The 19,947-nt window shown below is 61.8% G+C and carries 20 protein-coding genes; 7 read left to right on the top strand and 13 right to left on the bottom strand.

Translation table 11 applies throughout. From position 1 onward, the window contains the following. Positions 1 to 99: 99 nt before the first annotated feature. The 3 genes from ccoM to ACLEJQ_RS21180 all read right to left on the bottom strand — a co-directional run bounded on the left by ccoM (position 100) and on the right by ACLEJQ_RS21180 (position 960). Positions 100 to 216 (bottom strand): cytochrome c oxidase subunit CcoM, encoded by a 117-nt coding sequence (gene ccoM, locus ACLEJQ_RS21190; protein WP_030139315.1) that lies wholly within the window; start codon positions 214 to 216, stop codon positions 100 to 102. 146 nt (positions 217 to 362) lie between these two features. Beyond that, positions 363 to 524 carry a hypothetical protein gene (locus tag ACLEJQ_RS21185; RefSeq protein WP_440798106.1) on the bottom strand — a complete coding sequence of 54 codons (162 nt, stop codon included), beginning with the start codon at positions 522 to 524 and terminating at the stop codon, positions 363 to 365. Between the two features lie 94 nt (positions 525 to 618). After that, a complete protein-coding gene (locus ACLEJQ_RS21180) occupies positions 619 to 960 on the bottom strand; it encodes an aspartate-semialdehyde dehydrogenase (RefSeq protein ID WP_440798104.1) in 342 nt (113 codons plus the stop codon). A gap of 249 nt (positions 961 to 1,209) precedes the next feature. On the opposite strand from ACLEJQ_RS21180, the gene rapA reads away from it, so the two are divergent. Then, entirely contained in the window at positions 1,210 to 4,056 is a 2,847-nt protein-coding gene (gene rapA, locus ACLEJQ_RS21175; RefSeq protein ID WP_440798102.1) for an RNA polymerase-associated protein RapA, read from the top strand. A gap of 164 nt (positions 4,057 to 4,220) precedes the next feature. Here rapA and ACLEJQ_RS21170 read toward each other — a convergent pair whose 3' ends face one another. The 4 genes from ACLEJQ_RS21170 to ACLEJQ_RS21155 all read right to left on the bottom strand — a co-directional run bounded on the left by ACLEJQ_RS21170 (position 4,221) and on the right by ACLEJQ_RS21155 (position 8,262). Next, positions 4,221 to 5,063, bottom strand: coding sequence for a cache domain-containing protein (locus tag ACLEJQ_RS21170; RefSeq protein ID WP_440798100.1), 843 nt, complete (start codon positions 5,061 to 5,063; stop codon positions 4,221 to 4,223). A 262-nt stretch (positions 5,064 to 5,325) separates the two neighbouring features. After that, complete coding sequence (locus tag ACLEJQ_RS21165) at positions 5,326 to 6,198, bottom strand: ATPase (protein WP_440798098.1); 873 nt, start codon at positions 6,196 to 6,198, stop codon at positions 5,326 to 5,328. Positions 6,199 to 6,306: 108 nt separating this feature from the next. Beyond that, positions 6,307 to 7,299: an NAD-dependent epimerase/dehydratase family protein gene (locus tag ACLEJQ_RS21160; RefSeq protein WP_440798096.1), complete on the bottom strand. Its 993-nt coding sequence runs from the start codon at positions 7,297 to 7,299 to the stop codon at positions 6,307 to 6,309. A gap of 63 nt (positions 7,300 to 7,362) precedes the next feature. Further along, positions 7,363 to 8,262 (bottom strand): LysR family transcriptional regulator ArgP, encoded by a 900-nt coding sequence (locus ACLEJQ_RS21155; protein WP_440798095.1) that lies wholly within the window; start codon positions 8,260 to 8,262, stop codon positions 7,363 to 7,365. Positions 8,263 to 8,358: 96 nt separating this feature from the next. Between ACLEJQ_RS21155 and ACLEJQ_RS21150 the strand changes: the two genes are divergently transcribed. The 4 genes from ACLEJQ_RS21150 to ACLEJQ_RS21135 all read left to right on the top strand — a co-directional run bounded on the left by ACLEJQ_RS21150 (position 8,359) and on the right by ACLEJQ_RS21135 (position 13,620). Beyond that, a complete protein-coding gene (locus ACLEJQ_RS21150) occupies positions 8,359 to 8,961 on the top strand; it encodes a LysE/ArgO family amino acid transporter (protein WP_440798093.1) in 603 nt (200 codons plus the stop codon). A 174-nt stretch (positions 8,962 to 9,135) separates the two neighbouring features. Next, complete coding sequence (locus tag ACLEJQ_RS21145) at positions 9,136 to 9,732, top strand: superoxide dismutase (protein ID WP_440798091.1); 597 nt, start codon at positions 9,136 to 9,138, stop codon at positions 9,730 to 9,732. Between the two features lie 305 nt (positions 9,733 to 10,037). After that, positions 10,038 to 12,089, top strand: coding sequence for a putative bifunctional diguanylate cyclase/phosphodiesterase (locus ACLEJQ_RS21140; RefSeq protein ID WP_440798089.1), 2,052 nt, complete (start codon positions 10,038 to 10,040; stop codon positions 12,087 to 12,089). Positions 12,090 to 12,276: 187 nt separating this feature from the next. Next, complete coding sequence (locus ACLEJQ_RS21135; RefSeq protein ID WP_440798087.1) at positions 12,277 to 13,620, top strand: imelysin family protein; 1,344 nt, start codon at positions 12,277 to 12,279, stop codon at positions 13,618 to 13,620. Positions 13,621 to 13,942: 322 nt separating this feature from the next. On the opposite strand, the gene ACLEJQ_RS21130 is transcribed toward ACLEJQ_RS21135, so the two are convergent. The 4 genes from ACLEJQ_RS21130 to ACLEJQ_RS21115 form a co-directional block, all read right to left on the bottom strand. Beyond that, complete coding sequence (locus tag ACLEJQ_RS21130; protein ID WP_440798085.1) at positions 13,943 to 15,178, bottom strand: RNA polymerase sigma factor; 1,236 nt, start codon at positions 15,176 to 15,178, stop codon at positions 13,943 to 13,945. Beyond that, positions 15,178 to 15,654 carry an SRPBCC family protein gene (locus ACLEJQ_RS21125; protein ID WP_440798083.1) on the bottom strand — a complete coding sequence of 159 codons (477 nt, stop codon included), beginning with the start codon at positions 15,652 to 15,654 and terminating at the stop codon, positions 15,178 to 15,180. Before ACLEJQ_RS21125 ends, ACLEJQ_RS21130 begins: the two co-directional genes overlap by 1 nt. Positions 15,655 to 15,681: 27 nt before the next feature. Then, positions 15,682 to 16,026, bottom strand: coding sequence for a YciI family protein (locus ACLEJQ_RS21120; RefSeq protein WP_245140864.1), 345 nt, complete (start codon positions 16,024 to 16,026; stop codon positions 15,682 to 15,684). A 67-nt stretch (positions 16,027 to 16,093) separates the two neighbouring features. After that, a complete protein-coding gene (locus ACLEJQ_RS21115; protein WP_440798080.1) occupies positions 16,094 to 16,528 on the bottom strand; it encodes a YybH family protein in 435 nt (144 codons plus the stop codon). Positions 16,529 to 16,669: 141 nt separating this feature from the next. Between ACLEJQ_RS21115 and ACLEJQ_RS21110 the strand changes: the two genes are divergently transcribed. After that, complete coding sequence (locus ACLEJQ_RS21110) at positions 16,670 to 17,164, top strand: GNAT family N-acetyltransferase (RefSeq protein WP_440798078.1); 495 nt, start codon at positions 16,670 to 16,672, stop codon at positions 17,162 to 17,164. A 48-nt stretch (positions 17,165 to 17,212) separates the two neighbouring features. Here the strand turns inward: ACLEJQ_RS21110 and ACLEJQ_RS21105 are convergent, their stop codons facing one another. Both ACLEJQ_RS21105 and ACLEJQ_RS21100 read right to left on the bottom strand, forming a co-directional pair. Next, positions 17,213 to 17,701 carry a GyrI-like domain-containing protein gene (locus ACLEJQ_RS21105; RefSeq protein ID WP_440798076.1) on the bottom strand — a complete coding sequence of 163 codons (489 nt, stop codon included), beginning with the start codon at positions 17,699 to 17,701 and terminating at the stop codon, positions 17,213 to 17,215. A gap of 78 nt (positions 17,702 to 17,779) precedes the next feature. Then, a complete protein-coding gene (locus tag ACLEJQ_RS21100) occupies positions 17,780 to 18,442 on the bottom strand; it encodes a LysE family translocator (RefSeq protein WP_440798074.1) in 663 nt (220 codons plus the stop codon). Positions 18,443 to 18,649: 207 nt separating this feature from the next. Here ACLEJQ_RS21100 and alaC point away from each other — a divergent pair, with 207 nt between their 5' ends. Continuing rightward, entirely contained in the window at positions 18,650 to 19,867 is a 1,218-nt protein-coding gene (gene alaC / locus ACLEJQ_RS21095) for an alanine transaminase (protein ID WP_440798072.1), read from the top strand. Positions 19,868 to 19,947 lie beyond the last annotated feature (80 nt).

Here is a 19,947-nt window from a genome sequence, read left to right as displayed (position 1 = left end):
CTCCCACAGGTCTTGTATGTAGACAGAGAAAAACTTTCAAAAAAAAGGGCGACCGAAGTCGCCCAAAATGCCTTGCGTGCTCGTTGTAGCTGGAAAGACCTACGGTTTTTTGCGCTTGTGTGCGTCTTTCCAGATGAATAATCCAAAGCCTGCGAAAAACACGAACATGAGGCCAACCGTCAACACACCGGCAAACACCACATTATCGATAAACATGACTGGCCTCCTGGTCTTGCCCCTGTTGCGATGGGTTCAAGTTAACCAATCAGGTCCGTAAGGAAATTGACCGGGGTCAATAACGCCCGCGACGGGGCGCAAAGGTGGGGAAATAACTGATCTGTATCAAAGGATCGAGGGGGAAATCAGCGCTTTTTCGGTTTGTTCTTGGTTTTTTTCTTGGGCTTGCCCAGGGGCATGGCCTGCTCGAAAGCCTGACGGACTTCGTTGAGGCGTTTTTCGTTGAGGTCATGAACGCGCTTGGCGCGCTCGGCGCTGAGGTCGATCAGCTTGTCGTCTTGGCTCATGGCGTGTCGGCATCGTGCGTTGAATTGCGGATGCGCCCATGATGCGGGCTGCGCGCAACATTGACCAGCCTGCGTCCGTCGGCAAACGCCTGGCTCAGATCTGGATATCGACCCACAGGCCCTGGCGCGACTCCTCTTCCATCAGCGGCACCACCGGCACGGTGTTGTCGGCGTTGAGTTCGGTGCCCGGCACGGCCAGGTGTTCTTCGGGGTCCTGATCGGCTTCGCGGCGGCGCTTGTCGCGATCCTGCCGGCGCTGCTGCTCCTCGCGCAGCAACAGCGCGCCCTCCTCCGGATCACGCTTTTGCAGGTCGATAGTGCTTTCACCAGAGCTTTCCTGCACCGGGACCACGGGCGGGATGTCCGGTCGCTGGCGAACCGGATCCTGTTGCGCGGTGATCGGTACGGCGCTCAAGGGGAGCGTGGGTATCAACATTTAAGGGTCTCCTGTCTTCAGGTTGTCGGCTGCGTGCAAGGCAGCTTGAACCGCCGGTCTGAAAGTTGTGACCCAGTTGGCATTGCCATAAGACTCAGGTCCAAGCCTGTTGGATCGTCAGACAGGCTTAAGTTCCCTGTCATCTGCCATCAATCGCCCCGATGAAAACCCGGGACGTGCGTAAGTCCTTTGGTCTGAAGGATCATTCCGTTAAGATAATCGGCTTTTTCAAGGCGGGAGTCAGGCAGCATGGCGCAGCAGTATCAACCGGGGCAACGCTGGATCAGTGACAGCGAAGCCGAGCTGGGTTTAGGCACCGTTCTGGCACAGGATGGCCGCTTGTTGACCGTGCTCTACCCGGCCACTGGCGACACTCGCCAGTATGCGCTACGGAATGCGCCCCTCACCCGCGTACGGTTTTCGCCGGGCGACGTGATCACCCACTTCGAAGGCTGGAAGATGACCGTGCGTGAAGTCGACGACGTCGACGGCCTGCTGGTCTATCACGGCCTCAACGGGCAGAACGAAGTCGTTACCCTGCCGGAAACCCAACTGTCGAACTTCATCCAGTTCCGCCTGGCCAGCGACCGTCTGTTCGCCGGCCAGATCGACCCGCTGGCCTGGTTTTCCCTGCGCTACCACACCCTGGAACATACCAGCCGCCAGTTACAGTCTCCGCTGTGGGGCCTTGGCGGCGTGCGCGCCCAGCCGATCGCCCACCAGCTGCACATTGCCCGTGAAGTCGCCGACCGCATTGCACCACGGGTCTTGCTGGCGGACGAAGTGGGCCTGGGCAAGACCATCGAGGCCGGCCTGGTCATCCACCGTCAACTGCTGTCCGGCCGCGCCAGCCGTGTGCTGATCCTGGTGCCGGAGAACCTCCAGCACCAGTGGCTGGTGGAAATGCGCCGACGTTTCAACCTCCAGGTCGCGCTGTTCGACGAAGAGCGCTTCATCGAAAGCGATGCCAGCAACCCGTTCGAAGACACTCAACTGGCGCTGGTCGCGCTGGAATGGCTGGTGGACGACGAGAAAGCCCAGGACGCGCTGTTCGCCGCCGGCTGGGACCTGATGGTGGTCGACGAGGCCCACCACTTGGTATGGCACGAGGACCAGGTCAGCCCGCAATATGCGCTGGTGGAACAGCTGGCCGAGACGATCCCGGGCGTGCTGTTGCTGACCGCGACTCCGGAACAACTGGGCCAGGACAGCCACTTCGCCCGTCTGCGTCTGTTGGACCCGAACCGCTTCCATGATCTCAAGGCTTTCCGCGCCGAGAGCGAAAACTATCGCCCGGTGGCCGAAGCCGTGCAGGAGTTGCTGGACAAGGGCCGCCTGTCACCCGCAGCCCACAAGACCATCCAGGGTTTCCTGGGCAATGAAGGCGAAGCCCTGCTGACCGCCGTCAACGATGGCGATGTCGAAGCCAGCGCCCGCCTGGTACGCGAACTGCTGGACCGTCACGGCACCGGCCGCGTTCTGTTTCGCAACACCCGCGCCGCCGTGCAGGGCTTCCCGGAACGCAAGCTGCACGCCTACCCGCTGCCGTGCCCGGACGAATACCTCGAGCTGCCATTGGGCGATCACCCTGAGCTGTACCCGGAAGTCAGCTTCCAGGCCCAGCCGGACGCCAATGAAGAGGAGCGCTGGTGGCGCTTCGACCCACGGGTCGAGTGGCTGATCGACACCCTGAAAATGCTCAAGCGCACCAAAGTGCTGGTGATCTGCGCCCACGCCGAAACCGCCATGGACCTGGAAGACGCCCTGCGCGTGCGCTCGGGCATCCCGGCCACGGTGTTCCACGAAGGCATGAACATCCTGGAACGTGACCGTGCGGCTGCCTACTTCGCCGACGAAGAGTTCGGCGCCCAGGTGCTGATCTGCTCGGAAATCGGCAGCGAGGGACGCAACTTCCAGTTCGCCCATCACCTGGTGCTGTTCGACCTGCCGGCGCACCCGGACCTGCTGGAGCAGCGCATCGGTCGTCTGGACCGGATCGGCCAGAAGCACACCATCGAATTGCACGCGCCGTACCTGGAAAACAGCCCGCAGGCGCGGTTGTTCCAGTGGTACCACGAAGCGCTGAATGCGTTCCTCAACACCTGCCCGACCGGCAACGCTCTGCAACATCAGTTCGGCCCGCGCCTGCTACCGTTGCTGGAAGAAGCCGACGATGGCCAGTGGCAGGCTTTGATCGACGAAGCACGTGCCGAGCGCGAGCGTCTGGAAGCCGAGTTGCACACCGGTCGCGACCGTCTGCTGGAGCTCAATTCCGGCGGCGCGGGGGAAGGCGATGCGCTGGTGGAAGCCATTCTCGAGCAGGATGATCAGTTCGCACTGCCGATTTATATGGAAACCCTGTTCGATGCGTTCGGTATCGACAGCGAGGACCATTCGGATAACGCGCTGATCCTCAAGCCGAGCGAAAAAATGCTCGACGCCAGCTTCCCGCTGGGCGACGACGAAGGCGTGACCATCACTTACGACCGTAACCAGGCGCTGTCTCGCGAAGACATGCAGTTCATCACCTGGGAGCACCCGATGGTGCAAGGCGGCATGGACCTGGTGTTGTCCGGCTCCATGGGCAACACCGCCGTGGCGCTGATCAAGAACAAGGCGCTCAAACCAGGCACCGTGTTGCTGGAACTGCTCTACGTCAGTGAAGTGGTCGCCCCCCGCTCGCTGCAATTGGGTCGTTACCTGCCGCCGGCCGCCCTGCGCTGCCTGCTGGACGCCAATGGCAACGACCTGGCGGCCAGGGTCTCGTTCGAAACCCTCAACGACCAGCTCGAAAGCGTGCCGCGCGCCAGTGCCAACAAGTTCATCCAGGCCCAGCGCGACCAGCTGACACCACGGATCAACGCCGGCGAACAGAAGGTCGCCCCGCGTCATGCTGAGCGCGTGGCCGAGGCCCAGCGTCGCCTGGCGGCCGATACCGATGAGGAACTGGCCCGCCTGACCGCCCTGCAAGCGGTCAACCCGACCGTGCGCGACAGCGAACTGGTGGCCCTGCGCCAACAGCGCGAGCAAGGCCTGGCGATGCTAGAGAAGGCGGCGTTGCGGTTGGAGGCGATCAGGGTGTTGGTGGCGGGCTGATTGCCCGCACACCCCACCCGGACCATCTGTGAACGGTGCCTATGTGGCGAGGGAGCTTGCTCCCGCTGGGCCGCGAAGCGGCCCCCTTTTAGGGAGCGCTGCGCACTCCGCGGGAGCAAGCTCCCTCGCCACAAAGGCAGCGCTGTACAAGCTGTAGCGCTAATTCAAGGACTGTAATACCCCACCGCCACCAGGAAATGCCCGACCTTCTTGAGGTACGCGTGCTTGTCCTCGACCTTGCCGGTCACCGGGTTTTTCCACCGGTACTCATAATCCCCAGCATCCTGCTTGCTGATCAGCCCCAGGATCGGCTCGCCCACCGGCTTGCCGTCCGGATCCTTGATTCTGGCGAAGTCGGTATTGATCAAGCGCAGGTTGGTGCCATGGGCGACATAGCGCCGGGTATCGAGGTCGACGACAAACACGTACAGGTCATCCTGCAAGTAGCCGCCCTTGAGGGAGTTGATCGCCGTCAACGTAGCTTTCTCGTTCTTCTGCAGGTCGCTTGAAGCCTTGTCCAGCAGCGCCCTGGCCTGTTCGGCGGAGGCCCGTGGCAAGTAGTAGCCGACCGCCAGGATTCGGTCGCCGACCCGTTGGAAATACACATGCTTGCGCTCGACCCGGCCATCCGCCCAGTTCTGCCAACGGTATTCGGCTTGCTGGATACCGCTGGCCTCGGGCGTGTTCAAGGCCTCCTTGAAGGCCTTGCGCAAATCCGGGCCCAGCACTTCGGAAACGTCGCGCCCGATCAACGCCGCTGACGGCCCGCCACTGGCAAGCATCACCCCTTTGGTGTCCACCACAAACACATAGCGGTCCTGGTCGACGAATTCGCCCTGACGGCTGAACACCGCCAAGGCCTTGTCACCGTTATCGTGGTAATAGGCCAGGGCTTTTTCCAAGAGCGCCCGGGCCGCCTGGCCATCGTCCGTCGGCGCGGCAAGAGCCTGCGTCAACCCCAGTACCAGCATTGCGGCCAGCCAGGCCGTCCTGCACACAAACCCCATACGCGCATCCTCGTTCTCGTTGGTGTTTCGAGAGCGTAGACGGGGTGGAGGCGATGTAGAAGTATTCAGAGGATCATGGGTTGCCTGGCTGGACGCCATCGCGAGCAGGCTCGCTCCCACGTTGTGCGGTGATCATTAATCCATGAAACGCTGCAAATCAGTGTGGGAGCGAGCCTGCTCGCGATGGCGCCCAATCAGTCACTTCCTGTATGACCGTCAGAACACTATCGCAAGCAAGCTCCTCCCACAGGCGCCTGCAGGGTTATTGGGCCCGCGCGCTGAGCTGCTGTTGCAGGTGTTGGATCTGCGCCTGCAAGGTGTTGATGTTGCGGGTGACCTGGCCGCGAAAGGCGTCGAACTCGGCCGTGTTGCCGTTATCCTGCTGGCTCTTGAGCACGATCATGTCCTGCTCCAGGCGTTCGATGGCCGAGTTGGAGGTGGCTCTCTTCAGGGCGGTGATGTCGGCGCCGATGCTCTTGAGCTGGGCATCCAGCGCGCCACCTTCGCCCTGGTTTTTCAGGGCGGCCACTTCAGCTGCCAGCGTCTTGACCTGAGCCTGGAGCTCCTTGTTGGCCGATTGCAACTGGGTGTTGGTGTTCTGCTGTTCACTGGCCTGGGCAATGAGCTGGGCCAGCTCCTTGTCCAGGTCGGCGGACGGGCCGAACGTGGCTTGCTGCAGTTTGTATTGCTCCTGCAGCTTGCTGTCGAATTGCCGGGCCTGTTCCTGCAGCCGGGTGTCCAACTGTTTGACCTGCAATTTCAACGCTTCACTGTCACTCATGACATTGGACTGCCCGGCCACTACCTTGCCGGAAATGTCCTGCAAGCGCCCCGCCGCGTCTTCACTGATCCGGGCGAAGCTTTCCTGGGTTGCCACCAGTTGCTGCTCCATCAACGAAATCTGCTGGAAGCTCCACCAGGCCAGGAAGCCGAACGCGCACAGCAGGGCGCCAACCAATGCCCACAGTGGCCCGGTGCTAGGGCCCTTGACCCGCGCCGCCGCAATGGGCGCAGGGCGCGCCTGTACGTGGGGCGCACGGTTGGGCAGGAAATCATCGTCATCGGGAATGTCGGCGCGCATCCGCAGGCTCGGTACATCGTCGAAGTCGTCGTTGGCATCGTTACGCGTGGGCATGGGGTTCAACCTTTGGGAAACCGGTGTTGGCTTGATGCGGCGAGTATAACCCCCTCGTCCGCCGCACCGATTGACCTCGAACCCGGGGGTCGGTTCATGACGGGCCGATCAGTGGCCGTCCTGGGCTTTCCACCAGGCACAAAACTCATCGAGGGCGGTCCACAGACTGACCTGCGGATCGTAATCGAGATGATGCCGGGCGCGGCTGATGTCCAGGGTGAAGTTCTTGTTCATGACCTGCATGCCCAGGCGCGACAGCGTCGGTTCGGGGCGGCCCGGCCATAGCTTGCACAAGCCTTCGTTCAAGGCGGCGACGCTGTAAGCCAGGCCGTAGGACCGATAACGCCTGACCTGTGGGACGTCCATCTGGCGCATCACATAATTGACCACGTCCCACAGCGGAACCGGCGCGCCATTGCTGATGTTGTAGGCCTTGCCCAAGGCCGAATCGGTGGCCAGCAGGCTGCCAAGCAGCGCTTCGTTGAGGTTCTGCACGCTGGTGAAATCCACCTTGTTCAAGCCATTGCCGACTATCGACAAACGGCCCTTGCGCTGCATTCTCAGTAACCGGGGGAAGATGCTCATGTCACCGGCACCAGTGACGAAACGCGGGCGCAGGGCCAACACTTCGAGACCGAACTCCTGGGCGCCGAAGACTTTCTGCTCGGCCAGGTACTTGGTCGCGGCGTAAGGGTGCTTGAAGCGCTTGGGCACTTGTTCTTCCTTCAGCCCGAGGTGGTCGCGACCATCGAAGTAGATCGACGGCGACGACAGGTGCACCAGGCGCCGGACCTTCTGCTTCAGGCAAGCCTCGACGACGTTTTCCGTAACCTGGACATTGCCCTGGTGAAAATCCTGATAGCGCCCCCAGAGCCCGACGGCTCCAGCGCAATGCACCACCGCTTCGACATCCAGGCACAAATCGCGGGCCAGCAACGGGTCGTTCAGGTCCCCCTGGACAAATTGCGCACCGCGCCGCACCAGGTGCTCAACGCTCTCGGCCCGGCGACCGGTGACCCGTACATCCAGGCCTTGCTCCAGGGCGAAACGCGCGAAGCGCCCGCCAATGAAGCCGCTCGCGCCGGTGACCAGAATTTTCATGCATGCTCCTGAGTGACTACCTGCCAATTGTTTCGTGTGCCGCTTTGACTTGCAGCTTGACGTCTACTGCGGCGTCCAGGGCACCAACCACTGCCGGGACGAACGGATCAATTGCTCGGTCAATAAACCCAGCAACTGGCCGCCATTGCGCCAATGATGCCAGTACAGCGGCACATCGATCGGTTTATCTGCCAGCAATTCCACCAATGCGCCTCGCTCCAGGTGCTCGCGCACTTGCAGCTCCGGCACCAATCCCCAGCCAAGCCCGGCTTCGGTGAGGCGGATGAAGCCTTCGGACGAGGGGCACAGGTGGTGCTCGAATCCGCCTTCGACGCCCAGGGAAGCAAGGTAACGGTGTTGCAGGAAATCATCCGGGCCGAACACCAGCGCCGGCGTACGCGCCAGTTGTTCGGCATGTACACCATCGGGAAAGTGCCGGGCAATGAAGGCCGGACTGGCCAGCGCACGGTAACGCATGGCCCCCAGCAACACACTGCGGGCACCGGCCACCGGTCGTTCGTTGGCGCAGACGCAGGCCGCCACCTCGCCGGCGCGCATGCGCTTGAGGCCGACGGTCTGGTCCTCCACCACCAGATCGAGCAGCAAATGGTGCTCGGCGCAGAAATCCCCCACCGCAACGGCCCACCACGTCGCCAGGCTGTCGGCATTCAACGCGATGCGCAGGCGCTCGGGCAGGCCCTCCTCATCAAGCGCCGGCACCAGACTTTGCAGATCACGTTCGAGCAGCCGGACCTGCTGCACGTGGTTGAGCAGTCGACGGCCGATTTCAGTGGGTCCGGGTGGCGTCGCCCGTATCAGCACGGGCTGACCCACCCGCGCCTCCAGCAGCTTGATGCGTTGGGAAATGGCCGATTGCGACAGACCCAGCACCTGCGCGGCACGTTCGAATCCGGCCTGCTCGACCACCGCCGCCAGCGCGGAGAGTAGTTTGTAATCGAACATCAGTTTTCCTAATGGGCAATCAGCAGTATTGGTTTTTCTTATACAGCCTTCCGATTGAGAATAGCCAGCATTCAGACACTGATCGGAAGACAACTTATGTGGCAAAGCTATGTGAACGGGCTACTGGTGGCCCTCGGGCTGATCATGGCCATCGGCGCCCAGAACGCCTTCGTACTGGCTCAGAGCCTGCGTCGCGAGCACCACTTGCCAGTGGCGGCGCTCTGCGTCACAGCGGATGCGCTGCTGGTGGCCGCCGGCGTTTTCGGCCTGGCGACACTGCTGGCGCAAAGTCCGTTGTTGCTGTCGATTGCTCGCTGGGGCGGCGCGGCGTTCCTGCTCTGGTATGGCAGCCTGGCGTTGCGCAGGGCCTTTTCCAGGCAGAGCCTGCAACAAGGTGAGCATCAGGCCGTGCGATCGTTGCGCGCCGTGTTGCTCAGCGCCTTGGCGGTGACGCTGCTCAACCCCCACGTCTATCTCGATACCGTCCTGCTGATCGGCTCCCTCGGTGCCCAACAGAGCGTGCCCGGTGCCTATGTCGTGGGCGCGGCGAGCGCCTCGCTGCTGTGGTTCTTCACCCTGGCGTTCGGCGCTGCGTGGCTGGCGCCCTGGCTCGCCCGCCCGAGTACCTGGCGGATTCTCGACCTGTTGGTGGCGACGATGATGTTCGCCGTGGCGACGCAATTGATTGTCAGCGGCTGATTATTGCCAACCGCTCTGGAACCTCTATTCCACACAGTTGTTGCGTGGTTATGCCGCACCCCCGGTGCTATGATCCGAGTCTTGCGCCGCAAGGAGTACAAACTCCCGGCGCTAGTCTGGCCGCCCGTGATCGGCCTTGCGCTCACCGCAACTGACCTGATTAGGAGAATCACCATGGCTTTCGAATTGCCGCCGCTGCCTTACCCACACGATGCACTGCAGCCGCACATCTCCAAAGAGACTCTGGAATACCACCACGACAAACACCACAACACCTATGTCGTGAACCTGAACAACCTGGTGCCTGGCACCGAGTTCGAAGGCAAGACCCTGGAAGAAATCGTCAAGACTTCCTCGGGCGGTATCTTCAACAACGCCGCTCAGGTCTGGAACCACACCTTCTACTGGAACTGCCTGGCGCCAAACGCCGGCGGTCAACCAACCGGCGCACTGGCCGAAGCCATCAACAAGGCCTTCGGTTCGTTCGACAAGTTCAAGGAAGAGTTCAGCAAAACCTCCATCGGCACCTTCGGTTCCGGCTGGGGCTGGCTGGTCAAGAAAGCTGACGGTTCCCTGGCCTTGGCCAGCACCATCGGCGCCGGCAACCCGCTGACCAGTGGCGATACCCCACTGCTGACCTGCGACGTGTGGGAGCACGCCTACTACATCGACTACCGCAACCTTCGTCCGAAATACGTCGAAGCGTTCTGGAACCTGGTCAACTGGAAATTCGTGGCCGAGCAGTTCGAAGGCAAGCCTTTCACTGCCTGAGCCTGATGGCCAGACGAAAAACCCGGCGCCTTGCCGGGTTTTTTTTGCGCGCCATAAGTAACCGGTCATCGACTCGATGGCGCATTACCACACGTCCTGGATCCAAGAAAAAAACACCGAGGCCCTCAAGTTGCGGCGCCTCTCAACCGACACAATGGTCGTAGAGCAATCACTCTGAAAGAACCCTATATCCGCCATGCTCCAGGCCAAATCCCTTGTGTTGGATTGTCCCTTTGACTGACATCACAGGATTGCCAATACTCATGGCAACTTGACGCTACCCGCACGGAACAAGGAACCACTCTTTGAAGCTGGAACTCAAGAACAGCTTGTCTGTGAAGTTGCTCCGGGTCGTGCTCCTCTCGGCATTGGTCGTTGGCGTGCTGTTGAGCTGCGCCCAGATCGTGTTCGATGCCTACAAGACCAACCAGGCTGTGGCCAGCGACGCCCAGCGCATCCTCGACATGTTCCGAGATCCGTCGACCCAGGCCGTCTATAGCCTGGATAAGGAAATGGGCATGCAGGTGATCGAAGGCCTGTTCCAGGACCGCGCCGTCCGCATGGCCTCCATCGGCCACCCTCACGAAACCATGCTCGCCGAAAAAAGCCGGCCCTTGCAGCAATCCGAAAGCCGCTGGCTGACCGACCTGATCCTGGGCAAGGAACGGACTTTCACCACCCAACTGGTAGGTCGCGGCCCCTACAGTGAATATTACGGCGACCTGAGCATCACCCTCGACACCGCGACCTATGGCGAGGGTTTCATTGTCAGCTCGGTGATCATTTTCATCTCCGGAATGCTGCGCGCCCTGGCCATGGGCCTGGTGCTGTACCTGGTCTATCACTGGCTGCTGACCAAGCCGCTGTCGCGAATCATCGAGCACCTGACCGAGATCAACCCCGACCGCCCCAGCGCCCACAAGATTCCGCAATTGCCGGGGCACGAGCAAAACGAGCTGGGCCTGTGGATCAATACCGCCAACCAACTGCTCGAATCCATTGAACGCAATACCCATCTGCGCCACGAAGCGGAAAACAGCCTGCTACGCATGGCCCAGTACGATTTTCTAACCGGCCTGCCCAATCGCCAGCAGTTGCAAGAGCAACTGGACAAGATCCTGGTGGACGCCGGGCGTCTGCAACGTAGGGTCGCGGTGCTGTGCGTGGGGCTGGACGACTTCAAGGGCATCAACGAACAGTTCAGCTACCAGACCGGCGACCAATTGCTGCTGGCCCTGGCGGACCGCTTGCGCGCCCACAGTGGTCGTCTTGGCGCCCTGGCGCGGCTGGGAGGCGACCAGTTCGCCCTGGTCCAGGCCGACATCGAGCAGCCGTATGAAGCGGCCGAACTGGCCCAGAGCATCCTCGATGACCTGGAGGCGCCGTTCGGCATCGAGGACCAGCAGATCCGCCTGCGCGCGACCATCGGTATCACGCTCTTCCCGGAGGACGGGGACAGCACCGAGAAGCTGCTGCAGAAAGCCGAGCAGACCATGACCTTGGCCAAGAGCCGCTCGCGCAACCGCTACCAGTTCTACATTGCCAGCGTCGACAGTGAAATGCGCCGCCGCCGCGAACTGGAAAAAGACCTGCGCGAAGCCCTGATCCGCGAACAGTTCACCCTGGTGTACCAGCCGCAGATCAGCTACCGCGACCTTCGGGTAGTGGGCACCGAAGCCCTGATCCGCTGGCATCACCCTGAGCATGGCCTGGTGCCGCCGGACCTGTTCATCCCCCTGGCCGAGCAGAACGGCACCATCATCGCCATCGGCGAATGGGTGCTGGACCAGGCCTGTCGGCAATTGCGCGAATGGCACGATCAGGGTTTCGTCGACATGCGCATGGCCGTCAACCTGTCGACCGTGCAACTGCACCACGCCGAGTTGCCACGGGTGGTGAACAACTTCCTGCAGATGTACCGACTGCCTCCTCGCAGCCTGGAGCTGGAAGTCACCGAAACCGGCCTGATGGAAGACATCACCACCGCCGCCCAGCACCTGCTGAGCCTGCGCCGCTCCGGCGCGTTGATTGCCATTGATGACTTCGGGACTGGCTATTCGTCCCTGAGTTATCTCAAGAGCCTGCCGCTGGACAAGATCAAGATCGACAAGAGCTTCGTCCAGGACCTGCTCGACGATGAAGACGACGCCACCATCGTCCGGGCCATCATCCAACTGGGCAAGAGCCTGGGGATGCAGGTCATCGCCGAGGGCGTCGAGACGGTCGAACAGGAAGCCTACATCATCGCCGAGGGCTGCCACGAGGGTCAGGGGTACTACTACAGCAAGCCCTTGCCGGCGCGGGAATTGAGCACCTATCTGAAACAGGCTGAGCGCAGCAAGGCCTTCATCCTCTGATTGCCTGGCAGATCGTAACCCTGGGCGGCATCGCCGAGAGGGTGCCAAAGGTCACGATCGGCAATCATTAAACAAGAAATATTTCCAACCGCGACCCTTTACACATAATGCAAATCTTTCGCATTATGTCGCAGTTTTTGCGCACACTCGCGCCTGTCCCATCCATTTCCGAAGCAGGATGTTCGCCATGATTCGTATGCCTCTGGCTACCGCCAGTCTGCTGGCCATCGCTATTTCCCTCGCCGGTTGCGGCGAAGGCAAAGACAAGGCCGCCGCGCCGCAAGCGCCTACGCCTGCTGCCAGCACCGCGGCACCGGTCGCCCCTGCTGCTGCCGGCAAGGTCGACGAAGCCGCTGCCAAGGCTGTTGTCGCGCACTACGCCGACATCGTCTTCGCTGTCTACAGCGATGCCGAATCCACCGCGAAAACCCTGCAAACCGCCGTCGACGCGTTCCTGGCCAAGCCGAACGCCGAAACCCTGAAAACCGCCCGCCAAGCCTGGATCGCCGCCCGTGTGCCGTACCTGCAGAGCGAAGTGTTCCGCTTCGGCAACACCATCATTGACGACTGGGAAGGCCAGGTGAACGCCTGGCCCCTGGACGAAGGCCTGATCGACTACGTCGACAAGTCCTACGAGCACGCCCTGGGCAACCCGGGCGCCACCGCCAACATCATCGCCAACACTGAAGTCCAGGTCGGCGAAGACAAGGTCGACGTGAAGGACATCACCCCGGAAAAACTCGCCAGCCTCAATGAACTGGGCGGTTCCGAGGCCAACGTCGCCACCGGCTACCACGCCATCGAATTCCTGCTGTGGGGCCAGGACCTCAACGGCACCGGCCCAGGCGCGGGCAACCGCCCGGCTTCCGACTATCTGCAAGGCGCTGGCGCCACTGGCGGCCACAACGACCGTCGTCGTGCCTACCTCAAGTCGGTGACCCAGTTGCTGGTCAGCGACCTGGAAGAAATGGTCGGCAACTGGAAGCCGAACGTGGCCGACAACTACCGCGCCACCCTGGAAGCGGAACCGGCTGAAAGCGGCCTGCGCAAGATGCTGTTCGGCATGGGCAGCCTGTCCCTGGGCGAACTGGCGGGCGAGCGCATGAAAGTGTCCCTGGAGGCCAACTCGCCAGAAGACGAGCAGGACTGCTTCAGCGACAACACCCACAACTCGCACTTCTACGACGCCAAGGGCGTGCGTAACGTGTACCTGGGCGAATACACCCGTGTCGACGGTACTAAGATGACCGGCGCCAGCCTGTCGTCCCTGGTCGCCAAGGCCGACCCGGCGGCGGACACCGCTCTCAAGGCGGACCTGGCCGACACCGAAGCCAAGATCCAGGTCATGGTCGACCACGCCAACAAAGGCGAGCACTACGACCAGCTGATCGCCGCCGGCAACACCGCCGGCAACCAGATCGTGCGCGACGCCATCGCCGCACTCGTCAAGCAGACCGGTTCGATCGAACAGGCCGCTGGCAAACTGGGCATCAGCGACCTGAATCCGGACAACGCTGATCACGAGTTCTGATCAACGCCCGGCAGACTGAAAAAAGGCGACCTTCGGGTCGCCTTTTTTTGCCTGAAGGAACCGCAACAACTGTTGTGGGAGCGGGCGTGCCCGCGATGGCGGCGGTACATCCAACCTCTCTGCAAGCTGATCCACCGCTATCGCGAGCAGGCTCGCTCCCACTGGGGATCTGTGCCGAACATCAAATCCGGGCACACCTGGGATTACTGTGGGAGTTGGCCTGCCCGCGATGGCGGCGGTACATCCAGCCTCTCTGCAAGCTGATGCACCGCTATCGCGAGCAGGCTCGCTCCCACAGGGGATCTGTGTCACGGGTATTTCGTCACTGCAGCCCGGCCAGTCGCCCTTCGATAAACCGCCGCTCCGGCAATTGTTGCGTCAGCTCCAGCGCACGGAGATACGCGGCCCTGGCTTCGTCGTTTCGCCCCAACTGGCGACAGAACTCCGCCCGCGCCGAGTGGGCGAGGTGGTAGTCCAGCAGCTCGCCACGATCCAGGATCCCATCGATCAAGCGCAATCCCGCCAGCGGCCCGTCGCGCTTGGCCAGGGCGGCGGCTCGGTTGAGTTCGATCACTGGCGATGGCACGGCGCGCAGCAATACGTCATACAGTCCGACGATCTGCGGCCAGTCGGTATCCCGGGCCGTCGGCGCTTCGGCGTGCACCGCTGCAATCGCGGCTTGCAGGCAATACGGCCCGAACCGACGGGTACTCAGCGCCGCCCCCACCAAGGCGCAACCTTCGGCGATCAGCCCGGCGTCCCATAAGGATCGGTCCTGCTCGTCCAGCAGGACCAACTCACCGGAGGCAGACGTTCGCGCCGGGCGTCGGGATTCGTGCAGGAGCATCAACGCCAGCAATCCCATGACCTCGGCTTCGGGTAGCAGCTCCAGGAGCAGGCGACCCAGGCGAATCGCTTCGCGAGTCAGGTCTTCACGGGTCAGCTCGGCGCCCATCGAGGCCGAATAGCCTTCGTTGAACACCAGGTAGATCACGCGCAGGACACTGTCCAGGCGTTCGGGCAGTTCCGATCGGGAGGGCACCTGATACGGAATTTTCGCATCGCGGATTTTTGCCTTGGCCCGCACGATACGCTGGGCGATGGCCGCCGGAGCGGCAAGGAACGCCCGGGCGATTTCCTCGGTGGTCAGGTCACAGACTTCCCGCAGCGTCAGCGGCACTTGGGCGTCCGCCGCCAGGGCTGGGTGGCAACAGGTGAAAATCAGTCGCAAGCGATCATCTTCCACGTCTTCGTCACTCCAGTCGGCCTGCTCCAGCTCTTCGAGCTGGGCAATCAGCATCGGCTGGGACGCGGCAAAGCGGGCGCGCCGGCGCAACACATCAATGGCCTTGAAGCGCCCGGTCGAGACCAGCCAGGCGCGCGGATTGTCCGGCACACCATCGCGGTGCCAACGTTCGACCGCAATGAAGAAGGCCTCGTGCAAGGCCTCTTCGGCAAGGTCGAAATCCCCCAACAGACGGATCAGCGTCGCCAGGATCCGTCTCGAATCTTGCCGGTAGACCTGCTCGACCCGCGCCTTGACCGTTTCAACCGACATCAGTCCGGCATACCTTGGGTGACGAGGGTTTCCAATCGCTCCAGGCTCTGGCCCCAGCCGTCATGAAACCCCATGGCTTCGTGAGCCTGGCGGTCCTCTTCGCTCCAGTGCAGTGCCCGAGCGGTGTAGCGGGTCTTTTCGCCGAGCTCTTCAAGCAGCACTTCTGCGGTCATGAACGCTTTGCCCGACGGTATCCAGCCGGGCAAAAACGCATCGGTGAACACCAGCCGCTGCGGGGCGATGATTTCCAGGAACACGCCCATGGTCGGGTACTCGCTGCCATCCGGCGCACGCATCAGGGTGCGGAACCGGCCCCCGACCCACAAGTCCATTTCGCACTCCGGCGTGGTCATACCGTGGGGCCCCCACCACTGAACGAGCAAGGCCGGCTCGGTCCAGGCGCGGAAGATCTTCTGGCGCGGGGCGTCGATGATGCGGCTGATGGAAAGCGTGTGGGCAGCAGGCGTGGGGTTCATGGGCGAAATCCTGTTTGTGGTTGTTGTTCAGGGGTTCAGTTGGCGGACCGGTCGCACTTCGACACAGCCGACCCGGGCCGCCGGAATATGGCCGGCGACCTGGATGGCTTCGTTCAGGTCCTTGGCGTCGATCAGGTAGAAGCCGGCCAGTTGCTCCTTGGTTTCAGCGAACGGCCCATCGGTGATCGACAGCTTGCCAGCGCGCATGCGCACCGTGGTGGCGGTCTGTACTGATTCCAGGGCCTCGGCGGCGAGCATTCGCCCGCTGCCCTGGACCGATTCGGCATAGGCCATGCACTCGGCGTCCTCCGGGCTGTCGGGGGAGTCGTGCAGCACCTGTTCGTTGCTATACACCAGGCATAAGTACTTCATGGAAAACTCCGTGATCGAACTGATCAACTATGGACGGTCGAGGGGCAACGGGCGAAAAAACCGACGATCAGGGTTGCAGGTCGAAAATCGTCGTTCCGGTCATTGGATCGAACGGAGCCGACCAATGTTCGTGGACGATCTTCCACTGCCCCGCCACCCGCCGGTAGCAGGCCGTGACGCGCATCCAGCAGGCTTGCTCCTCGCCCTTGTCGTTGGTGCCGCCGCAATAGGCCAGCCAGTGGGCGAAGGCGATGTTCTCGGCGGGAGTGATGGTGACTTGATGGAAATCGAACTTGTGCGGACCGGGGCACATTTCCATGCAGGCCTGCCAATGGGCCCGGTAGGCGGCCTTGCCTTTGAATTGCAGGGCCTGGATGGCATCGAACGAGACGATGGCCTCGTCGTACAGCGCCATGACCTTCTCGACGTCCTTGCTCATCACGGCCTGACGATAAGTGTCGATCAGCGCCTGGATTTCACGTTCGGTGGCTTGGGCATTCATGATGATTCTCCGCAGGTTTTTTGTTGTAGACACCCTTTGTCGTCTGGAGAAACGGCGAATCGACAGCTCGAACAAAAATAACCCGAATAAAGAAATTCGCTAGAATCCAGGCCCATCTGCCCGCAGACAACGGACGTTTTTGTGACTGCCCGACTCATCGCCTACCAAGCCCTGACCCCGCTCCAGCGGGAACAGCTGCAAGCCATCGAAATCCACCCGGAACAGGTGAAATTCTCCGGAGATATCCACGGTGCGCTGCATACCCTGCTCTCCCGGCCCGGACCGGGGGTCAAGGGCTTCGCTCTGCTGGCCGATGATGTACCGGTGGCCTTCCTGCTGCTTAAACGCCCACCGGTACTGCCGGACTGGGCCAATGAACACAGCGCGACCCTGCACGCCTTGCAGGTCGACCGCCGGGCCCAGGGCAAGGGCTACGGCAAAGCCTGCCTGCAAGCGTTACCGGCCGTGGCTCGGGAGGCCTGGCCGGAGATCAGAGGACTGGAGCTCTCGGTGGACGCCGATAACGCCTCGGCCATTGGCCTTTACACCCGATTGGGTTGGGTGGACAGTGGCGAGGCTTATAAGGGCCGGATCGGTTATGAGCGACGGATGGGGTTGGTGTTCAGCAGCGACTGATGATGAGCACCCCTCCATTACTGTGGCGAGGGGAATGACCGTCCTTGATCAACTGGGCTTCAACGGCACCCAGATCTCCAGGCTACCTTCCCCTGTCCGCGGGTTGAAATCTTCGCTATAGCGCTCGAATTCCGGTTCATCCGCCGCTTCGTGGCCGGATTGCGGCAGCCATTGCTTCCAGATGTACTGGAAGGTCTGCGGGAGGGTCTTCAACGGTCCCCTGTGCTCGAACACCGCATAGCGCGCAGGCTGCAATTCGATCCAGCGGTACTGCTGCGGCAACTCATCGAGCCGGCTGATTTCCACCCCGGCGATGTACTCGAACCCGCCCTTCCCGTCCGGGTTGCAACACACGCCATAGGTCACGTCGTCCTTCTGCCCTGGCACATCACCGAGCCAGGGCAAAAACTTTTCCCAGAGCAAGGGGATGTCCTGGGCGGTGTCCGGGGTAAAACGCGCGCCAAAGCCGGCAATCAGCAGAAAACGTCCCTGCTCGAAGCGAGGTTCGGCTGTGTAATCGCGCTTGTGCTTTTCCATGCGTCAACACTCCGCAAACGTGAAGTCGGGCTTTGCAGTATAGAAGCCAAACCATGATTGCCAGGGCCGTTTCGTTTCTCAGAAGCCGGGCGCGCCACCCTGAACGGCTTTCAAGACGAACTCGTTATACCCTGAAACGATCACGTAGACCGCGAAATAGCAGAAGATCGCCGCCGATGCCCAATACGAATAACGCAACAATTTATCCCCCAGCAACCTGCCGCCCTGGGTCGCCGCCAGGCACAGCGCCGCAGACCACAGCAACCCGGCACTGAGAAACCCACTGAGGAACAGCGCCGAACTGAGCAGTGTCCCACCGCCTGACCGGGCGATCAGCGTGCCGCCTACCGCCGCGAACCAGAGAATCGCGCTAGGCGAAGACATCGCCAGGAATATCCCGCGGAAAAACTCCTGGCGCGAAGAACCACCCTGCCCTTCATCCGCCTGCGCCAGTACCGCGCTGTGATAAATCGCCGAATGAATCATCTTTGCGGCGAAATACAACAGCAGCATCGAACCGCCGATCCACAGCACCCAGCGCACCGCTTCGTATTGCAGCAACACGGTCATGCCGGCCAGGGCCAGGATGGCGTAGACCAGGTCGCCGACGCAGGTGCCCAGCCCCAGGGCGAAGCCTCGAAAATAGCCGCGCTGCATCGCCAGGGTGATCATCGCGATATTGGCCACGCCGATGTCCAGGCACAGCGAAAGGCTCAGCAGGAAGCCGCTGGAAAATTCCATCATTCAATCCATTCGATCAGGTTTGACACACGGGGACCGGGCCCTACGGTCTTTGTCGACCGAGGGAGGAGCCCGACAGTGTCGTCGAAAATAGTTCCTGGCCGCTACTGGACAACTGCCTGTCGGCGCCTTTATCTTGCGCCCAGGCCACCGCAGTGGCCAACGTCGCTCGGACGGTTCCGGGCGCTCACGTATCTCGAGGCAACAATGGCCGAACAAGGTTCGCCGCGCCGCTTTGCGCGCATCGATCGACTCCCCCCCTATGTTTTCAATATCACTGCCGAGCTGAAGATGGCTGCGCGTCGGCGCGGCGAAGACATCATCGACTTGAGCATGGGTAACCCCGACGGCGCCACGCCCCCGCACATCGTGGAGAAACTGGTCACCGTCGCCCAGCGTGAAGACACCCACGGCTACTCCACGTCCAAAGGCATTCCGCGCCTGCGCCGCGCCATTTCGCGTTGGTACAAGGACCGCTATGAAGTGGACATCGATCCGGAAAGCGAGGCCATCGTCACCATCGGTTCCAAGGAAGGCCTGGCGCACCTGATGCTGGCAACCCTGGACCAAGGCGACACGGTGCTGGTGCCCAACCCCAGCTATCCGATCCACATCTATGGCGCAGTGATCGCCGGTGCCCAGGTACGCTCGGTGCCGCTGGTGCCGGGCGTGGATTTCTTCGACGAACTGGAGCGGGCCATCCGCGGCTCGATCCCCAAGCCGAAGATGATGATCCTGGGCTTTCCGTCCAACCCCACCGCGCAGTGCGTGGAGCTGGATTTCTTCGAACGGGTCATCGCCCTGGCCAAACAGTACGACGTTCTGGTGATTCACGACCTGGCCTACGCCGACATCGTCTACGACGGCTGGAAAGCCCCGTCGATCATGCAGGTGCCGGGCGCGAAGGATATAGCGGTGGAGTTCTTCACCCTGTCCAAGAGCTACAACATGGCCGGCTGGCGCATCGGCTTCATGGTGGGCAATCCGGAACTGGTCAGCGCCCTGGCGCGGATCAAGAGTTACCACGACTACGGCACGTTCACTCCGTTGCAGGTAGCCGCCATTGCCGCACTGGAAGGCGACCAGCAATGTGTGCGCGACATCGCCGAGCAGTACCGCCAACGCCGCAACGTATTGGTCAAGGGTCTGCATGAGCTGGGCTGGATGGTGGAAAACCCCAAGGCGTCGATGTACGTCTGGGCCAGGATTCCCGAGGCCTACGCGCACTTGGGTTCGCTGGAGTTTGCCAAGAAGCTGCTGGCCGAGGCCAAGGTCTGCGTTTCGCCGGGAGTAGGGTTCGGGGAATACGGTGATGATCACGTGCGCTTTGCGCTGATCGAGAACCAGGACCGGATCCGCCAGGCGGTGCGCGGGATTCGGGCGATGTTCCGGGCGGATGGGTTGGTACAAAAGCCCAACGCCTGACGCAAAACCCACTGTGGGAGCGAGCCTGCTCGCGATGGCGGTGCAACACTCAACAGAGAGGTTGAATGTTATACCGCTAT

Source organism: Pseudomonas sp. SMV71, assembly GCF_052042015.1.
GTDB lineage: Bacteria > Pseudomonadota > Gammaproteobacteria > Pseudomonadales > Pseudomonadaceae > Aquipseudomonas.
Note: the sequence above shows the minus strand (reverse complement) of the source record. Positions and strands in the feature narration are given on the sequence as shown.

Coding starts and splice junctions, on each gene's coding strand:
- ccoM (WP_030139315.1), bottom strand. CDS start 216: ATGTTTATCGATAATGTGGTGTTTGCCGGTGTGTTGACGGTTGGCCTC.
- ACLEJQ_RS21185 (WP_440798106.1), bottom strand. CDS start 524: ATGAGCCAAGACGACAAGCTGATCGACCTCAGCGCCGAGCGCGCCAAG.
- ACLEJQ_RS21180 (WP_440798104.1), bottom strand. CDS start 960: ATGTTGATACCCACGCTCCCCTTGAGCGCCGTACCGATCACCGCGCAA.
- rapA (WP_440798102.1), top strand. CDS start 1,210: ATGGCGCAGCAGTATCAACCGGGGCAACGCTGGATCAGTGACAGCGAA.
- ACLEJQ_RS21170 (WP_440798100.1), bottom strand. CDS start 5,063: ATGGGGTTTGTGTGCAGGACGGCCTGGCTGGCCGCAATGCTGGTACTG.
- ACLEJQ_RS21165 (WP_440798098.1), bottom strand. CDS start 6,198: ATGCCCACGCGTAACGATGCCAACGACGACTTCGACGATGTACCGAGC.
- ACLEJQ_RS21160 (WP_440798096.1), bottom strand. CDS start 7,299: ATGAAAATTCTGGTCACCGGCGCGAGCGGCTTCATTGGCGGGCGCTTC.
- ACLEJQ_RS21155 (WP_440798095.1), bottom strand. CDS start 8,262: ATGTTCGATTACAAACTACTCTCCGCGCTGGCGGCGGTGGTCGAGCAG.
- ACLEJQ_RS21150 (WP_440798093.1), top strand. CDS start 8,359: ATGTGGCAAAGCTATGTGAACGGGCTACTGGTGGCCCTCGGGCTGATC.
- ACLEJQ_RS21145 (WP_440798091.1), top strand. CDS start 9,136: ATGGCTTTCGAATTGCCGCCGCTGCCTTACCCACACGATGCACTGCAG.
- ACLEJQ_RS21135 (WP_440798087.1), top strand. CDS start 12,277: ATGATTCGTATGCCTCTGGCTACCGCCAGTCTGCTGGCCATCGCTATT.
- ACLEJQ_RS21130 (WP_440798085.1), bottom strand. CDS start 15,178: ATGTCGGTTGAAACGGTCAAGGCGCGGGTCGAGCAGGTCTACCGGCAA.
- ACLEJQ_RS21125 (WP_440798083.1), bottom strand. CDS start 15,654: ATGAACCCCACGCCTGCTGCCCACACGCTTTCCATCAGCCGCATCATC.
- ACLEJQ_RS21120 (WP_245140864.1), bottom strand. CDS start 16,026: ATGAAGTACTTATGCCTGGTGTATAGCAACGAACAGGTGCTGCACGAC.
- ACLEJQ_RS21115 (WP_440798080.1), bottom strand. CDS start 16,528: ATGAATGCCCAAGCCACCGAACGTGAAATCCAGGCGCTGATCGACACT.
- ACLEJQ_RS21105 (WP_440798076.1), bottom strand. CDS start 17,701: ATGGAAAAGCACAAGCGCGATTACACAGCCGAACCTCGCTTCGAGCAG.
- ACLEJQ_RS21100 (WP_440798074.1), bottom strand. CDS start 18,442: ATGGAATTTTCCAGCGGCTTCCTGCTGAGCCTTTCGCTGTGCCTGGAC.
- alaC (WP_440798072.1), top strand. CDS start 18,650: ATGGCCGAACAAGGTTCGCCGCGCCGCTTTGCGCGCATCGATCGACTC.